Origin of the sequence: Absiella sp. AM09-50 (assembly GCF_003433845.1) — a bacterium.
Lineage (GTDB): Bacteria > Bacillota_I > Bacilli_A > Erysipelotrichales > Erysipelotrichaceae > Hoskinsella > Hoskinsella hominis.
This window is the reverse complement of record NZ_QVFI01000056.1, coordinates 1-5,148: the sequence shown is the minus strand read 5'-3', so window position 1 is coordinate 5,148 and position 5,148 is coordinate 1. Positions and strand designations below refer to the sequence as shown.

8 protein-coding genes and 1 pseudogene are annotated in these 5,148 nt (G+C 38.3%); all 9 read right to left on the bottom strand.

Annotation, left to right across the window (positions count from 1 at the left end):
• Positions 1-218: pseudogene (locus DW114_RS20900) on the bottom strand (hypothetical protein); the annotation flags it as partial.
• Positions 196-594: a conjugal transfer protein gene (locus DW114_RS20895; RefSeq protein WP_113655970.1), complete on the bottom strand. Its 399-nt coding sequence runs from the start codon at positions 592-594 to the stop codon at positions 196-198. The pseudogene DW114_RS20900 and the gene DW114_RS20895, both read right to left, overlap by 23 nt.
• Before the next feature lie 118 nt (positions 595-712).
• Positions 713-1,216, bottom strand: a complete 504-nt coding sequence (locus DW114_RS20890) for an antirestriction protein ArdA (protein WP_117456272.1) — start codon at positions 1,214-1,216, stop codon at positions 713-715.
• Positions 1,217-1,233: 17 nt separating this feature from the next.
• Complete coding sequence (locus DW114_RS20885) at positions 1,234-1,737, bottom strand: antirestriction protein ArdA (RefSeq protein WP_117456270.1); 504 nt, start codon at positions 1,735-1,737, stop codon at positions 1,234-1,236.
• Positions 1,656-1,952: a conjugal transfer protein gene (locus tag DW114_RS20880; RefSeq protein ID WP_117456268.1), complete on the bottom strand. Its 297-nt coding sequence runs from the start codon at positions 1,950-1,952 to the stop codon at positions 1,656-1,658. The genes DW114_RS20885 and DW114_RS20880 overlap by 82 nt, the downstream gene beginning before the upstream one ends.
• Positions 1,953-2,476: 524 nt before the next feature.
• Positions 2,477-3,355: a penicillin-binding transpeptidase domain-containing protein gene (locus DW114_RS20870; protein WP_117456264.1), complete on the bottom strand. Its 879-nt coding sequence runs from the start codon at positions 3,353-3,355 to the stop codon at positions 2,477-2,479.
• Between the two features lie 82 nt (positions 3,356-3,437).
• Entirely contained in the window at positions 3,438-3,659 is a 222-nt protein-coding gene (locus DW114_RS20865) for a hypothetical protein (RefSeq protein ID WP_003060793.1), read from the bottom strand.
• Positions 3,660-3,794 carry a DUF3789 domain-containing protein gene (locus DW114_RS20860; RefSeq protein ID WP_009243011.1) on the bottom strand — a complete coding sequence of 45 codons (135 nt, stop codon included), beginning with the start codon at positions 3,792-3,794 and terminating at the stop codon, positions 3,660-3,662.
• 12 nt (positions 3,795-3,806) lie between these two features.
• Positions 3,807-5,003, bottom strand: coding sequence for a MobT family relaxase (gene mobT, locus DW114_RS20855; RefSeq protein ID WP_117456262.1), 1,197 nt, complete (start codon positions 5,001-5,003; stop codon positions 3,807-3,809).
• Positions 5,004-5,148 lie beyond the last annotated feature (145 nt).

The window sequence follows — 5,148 nt, the reverse complement described above, 5'->3', positions numbered from 1 at the left end:
TCCTGCATACTGCGGATTGAGCTTTCTGTGGCAATCTGCAAGGCATGAATTTTACCCTCACGGGACTGTGCGATAAGCTGGCGAAAACTGTCATGCACGATAAATTTCTGCTCTGCGGATAGAAAAGAATAGTTGTACGGTATCAGCTCATAGTAGGCGAACACCTCATTGTCCTTGTTCCAGACAAGGTTATTGTCAATATATTTTATCGGGAACATAGTTCACACTCCTTACTGCCGTGATTGTTTCATTGAGTATCTGCTTATGCAGTTTTACGGCTTTTCCTGCATAAGTGATTTTGGGTCTTAACACATAGGTTATCTGTGATTTCAAAAAGCTGTACGGCTTCTTTCCGTCAAAAGTTTTCTGCGACATGAACCAAGTGAGAGCAACGGGAATACCGAAGTATTTGAGAAATGCTCCCTCAATCATGGAAAGTGGGGGAATATCCCCAAACAGAATGATGATAAATTCTGTAATCACAAACCATGTAATCTGTGTAAAGGTAACGGGAAAGGGTAAGTTAAAGTCATTGATTGCATACAAGACTTTTTCCACGTTCCAGATACCCGTGTAAGATTTAATCTTTTTCAAGTTCTTTCAGCTCCTTTCGTAAGTTCTTCAAAGAGAAAAGGACAGCCATGTTTCAGACTGTCCCTTAAAGAGAAATACGCTGTCAGTAGCAACCATGCTTGTCGCTGATCGTCCAGCGTTAATATGGTATCTCGCACATACCTCGGCTTGTTTCAATAAAGCAACCGCCCATATCCAAATCTCGCCCGTAGGCTTCATAGTCAATGTAGTTCTGTAAGCTGGGTGGAATATCTCCAAGTGCCTGCAATTCGTCTATGTAGTAGTAGGCAACATCTGTCATGGTTTCACAATCGGGATAAAAATAAATATCGTCCTTATTTTCCACGACTTCTTCCAGCGTTCCATAGTGGCTGATAAATTCGTCCAGACACTCTACGATATAGTCGGGAAGTTCCTCTATCATTTCATACATCTCATTGAGTTCTTCAATGGAAACATACTCGCCAATCTCAATAGGGAAGTTGTCGGTATCATGGATAGCGTATTCCTCATACCGTTCATTCAACCCGATTTTTTCTTTCACATCTTCCTCGTCAATGGGAAACGTGAACCAAGCACCGACTAAATAGCCCTCATTGTATTTGCCAAGATTAGCAATATAAACCGCCATATCATCAATCATAAGCACCACCTCATTTCCTACTCTGGCAGTTCAAAGACGCTGTGTTCTGTTACAAGATAGCGTCTATTTTCCAGCAAATGAGAAGCGTAGGCTTCAAAGTCAAAGTAATATGCTTGACAGTCCTCGGATAAATGTTTGAATGTCGGGTCATTCATCAGCTTTTGCCTTGCAACATCTATCATGCTTTTGCAGTCGGGATAAACTGTAATCACGTTTCTGCAAATATAAAGTGCTTCTAAATTCTCAAACACCGTAAGAAGTGATACATATTCTTCCTGCATATCACTTGAAAGCTGGCGGTACATAAAATCTAATTCGTTGAGCTGATACACGCTTGTATGTTCGTGGACTTCATCAGCAAAAGGCAGTACCTTTTCGATAATGTGGTAATCTTGACTTTCTGCACCGACACCTAACTTTTCTTCAAACTCGGCAACATCTATCGGCAGGTCGAACCAGTATGATATTGTTTCTTCGCCAGTTGTTCCTCTCGTTTCCACCAGCACCCTTGTTTCCTGCATTGTTCCTCACGTCCTTTCTGTTGCTTCATCACATCTTTTATGGTCTGGTACGACATACCAAACACATACTTTGAAAAATCTTCTAACTGTCTTTCTTCATAGTCGGCAGGGTTCAGTCGTTTCATTTCCTGCCACACCTTACGCTTGTAAGAGGGCAGGTCGGAAATGTATTCACAGCCGACGTTTGCCTGCATATCCTTAAAAATATCGTTCATTTTATCACTCCAATCTGAAATTTTGGCAAGAAAAAAGCAGTCAATCCTAAGATTAACTGCTTTGTGTGTATGGATATGAAATTGTAAAACAGAAATTTGTTCAATCACTTTTACACATTTGTTGTGTTTATTTGAATAACGCAAACAAGAGTACACAATAATGTAGCAATATTGATAAAAATATTACTAATTTTTTTGCTTTTCCGACGAAAACTAATGCTGATAATGATAAATATAATACTCAAAATTGTAAAAAACAAATTCCATAAGTATGAATTATACATGAAATTACCTTTTATAAATTTTGCACCGAAATTATTAATATCAATCAGTAAAATAAACACAGTCAAAATCGTACCAGCAATATACGATATAAAAGCCAATCGTTTAAACCTATTATAAGACCATATAGCCACCGAAAAAACCAATAATAGAATAGGGTATGAATAAATACAAACAAAAAACCACATTAACTTTGTTGATGAACCTATTGCGTCCATTTATACTCCCCTTTCAAAATATCTTTACTCTATTATTTTTAGAGCAATTTCTTTAGCAAAAGTACTTGAAACTCGTTCTTTTTGCAAACTATCTTCAAGATATACAGCAAAATACTCCCTTTGTTGTCCCTTTTCAGTAAAACCTAGAAACCATGCTTCTCCATTTGTACCAGAACCAGTTTTCCCATATACTTTTCCCCCTTGCTCATCTTCAATTAACATAATTTTCTTTAATATTTCAACATTTTGACTGTCATAGAAACTTTTACTTTCAAAAATTCTTGATAAAACCTCTACCTGTTCGTATGGAGATATTTTCAAAGATGAACCGAGCCAAAACCCATTCAATTCTTTGTATGGATTTATCATACTTCCTTCCCATGCTGAAACATCACAATTACCATATTCCAACTCACTTAGTTCTTTTTTGACTTCTTCTTCCCCCACTCTGTTTATAATCTGATGAAAGTACCATATACAAGACGTTTGAAATGCTTTTTGCAAAGTTAAGTTTTCGTTCCATTCTGAATTTGGATATTGAGTTCCATTATAATTCAATGTGGAAGTTTCATCTTTGATAATATTATTGTGTAACCCTATTAACGTAGAAATAATTTTAAAAGTTGAATATGGGGATACTTGTTGTTCTGCCATATCTTTATTATAAAAAGAGTACTTGTTTTTTGAGGGACTGTATAAAACTGCACAGCCATTAACACCATTAAAATCATCACTTAAATCAAGTATTTCTTCCTCATTGCTCTCGCTCACTTTTTTTTCTATTTTTGATTGTTCTAATTGATTTGTTTCTGTCCTCTCTATTTTTTCTTGTCTAGCCGAACACCCCGATAACATTATAAAGCATATTGCTGAAATACAAGTAATCTTTAATAATCTTAACATATTTTGCTCCTTACAATTTCCAGTTTGTGTCTTTATTCATACCCATATTATACCATTCGTATGTCAGCACCACAATAAAATTTTATGCTCCGATAATCTTATTGAACAGCTCTAACAGTACATCTTTCACACCGCCAGCATTGAATACCAAGCCGACAGCAATTAAGGCAACTACCAAGAAGCCGATAAGTTTGGAAAACTCACGCTTGAAACCTAAGTAGATACCGATAACCACGATCGACATAAGCACCAAGCTCTGTGCATTTGATAAAAACCATTGATACAAATTTTGTCCGAAATTCATTTAATTGTCCTCGCTTTCTTTTAATTGTTTCATTTCATAGTCAGCTTCTTTGCCGACATTCAAAATACACATCAAGACTACGCCGATACCCATTCCCATAGATACCAGCAGGAAGTCTTTTAATAATACCCACATTTTTCATCACTCCTAACTTTCCACCAAATCTTTTGTAGGGGTCGTCTGCTGTTTGATTATCATTTCATGCTTTTCTGTGAGCTTTGCCTGCTGTTCGATTGTTTCCATGTAGTCTGTACCGTTTCCTTTATCAATCTTTTTCAGCATTTTCAAGGTCGGTGCTACCTGCCGTTGTACCCACCGCAATGTACGGTCTAAGGTGTAAGGCTCTGGCTTTGTCGTCAGCTTCAAGCTCTGTCTGTTATCGCCGATAAACCAAGCCCAGCGGTCATTGAGTTTCCAGTCATTTTTTCGCTTGTCTGGTTCTTCATCAACAAACCTCACATACTGGTTGATGATAGAAAAGGCAGTCTGCTCTGCGTCATAATACGTCAGCAAATCTCGTACTGCATAATAGGCACGTTCATTTCTAAGCCGTATCTCAAAACGATTGATAATGTCGGCTTCTTCAAGCGGTGTCCCTAACTTGACGTCCTGCTCATAGTCCTTTTCATAGATACAGAAATACACATCTGATTTCAGAGAACCAAGATAAAGGGTACGTCTCATATATTCTCTGTCGTCCTCTCTGTGCTTGATAAGCTCGCCCGACTGGTAAAACTTATAACTTCTGGACTTTCCGATATATTCCCGTTTCCTGCATTTCTCCGCAAGCTCTGGTATATCCAAAATGCCCGTATGGTCGTTGATAGCAAGGTCGATACGCTTCATCACGCCACCATCTACGAGTGCGTCCATGAGAAAGTCATACCAGCTTCTTTGCTGTGCCAGCAGGTAACTTTCAAACTGTCGGCCACCACGCCCTTTTAACTCTAAAAGGACACCTTTTTCTTCGTCAGCCGACGTATAGATAAAGATGTCCCCAAGAGAATAATGCTCCGTATAGCTGTAATGTCCGTAATCTTCATGGAGCATATAATTGATATTCAGTTTTAATATATCTTTGATAATGTGCTGTATATCCAGCGTGGGAAAACGAATTTTCACATAATCAAACAGCATGGTAAGCGGTGCTTCTGGATTGAACCTTGCCAGTTCCTTATGCAGAGTTTCCAGAAGCTCCTTTGACGGCTTCATTTTTCCGCTTTCTATCTTATTGAGATATTCTCTTGTGATACCAGAAGCCACCGCCAGCCTGCCTTGTGAGATACCGTAAGCAATCCGTTTCTCCCGTAATTCTTTTATCCATTGTTCTTCATTCAGAACCATACCCCCAATCTATAAAGTGTGAAGTTTTTTAAGGCGACTTCACAGCCGATTTTTGTTAGGAAACCATGTCAGAAGCCTTATGTTTCCTATGCTTTTTGTCTATTGTCTATTTGCAAACGTACCCCTCTGTTAGATACCGAGGGGT

Bases quoted from the DNA above. Each gene is read 5' to 3' on its own strand.
- DW114_RS20890 (WP_117456272.1), bottom strand. From the start codon at position 1,216: ATGATTGATGATATGGCGGTTTATATTGCTAATCTTGGCAAATACAAT.
- DW114_RS20885 (WP_117456270.1), bottom strand. From the start codon at position 1,737: ATGCAGGAAACAAGGGTGCTGGTGGAAACGAGAGGAACAACTGGCGAA.
- DW114_RS20880 (WP_117456268.1), bottom strand. From the start codon at position 1,952: ATGAACGATATTTTTAAGGATATGCAGGCAAACGTCGGCTGTGAATAC.
- DW114_RS20870 (WP_117456264.1), bottom strand. From the start codon at position 3,355: ATGTTAAGATTATTAAAGATTACTTGTATTTCAGCAATATGCTTTATA.
- DW114_RS20865 (WP_003060793.1), bottom strand. From the start codon at position 3,659: ATGAATTTCGGACAAAATTTGTATCAATGGTTTTTATCAAATGCACAG.
- DW114_RS20860 (WP_009243011.1), bottom strand. From the start codon at position 3,794: ATGTGGGTATTATTAAAAGACTTCCTGCTGGTATCTATGGGAATGGGT.
- mobT (WP_117456262.1), bottom strand. From the start codon at position 5,003: ATGGTTCTGAATGAAGAACAATGGATAAAAGAATTACGGGAGAAACGG.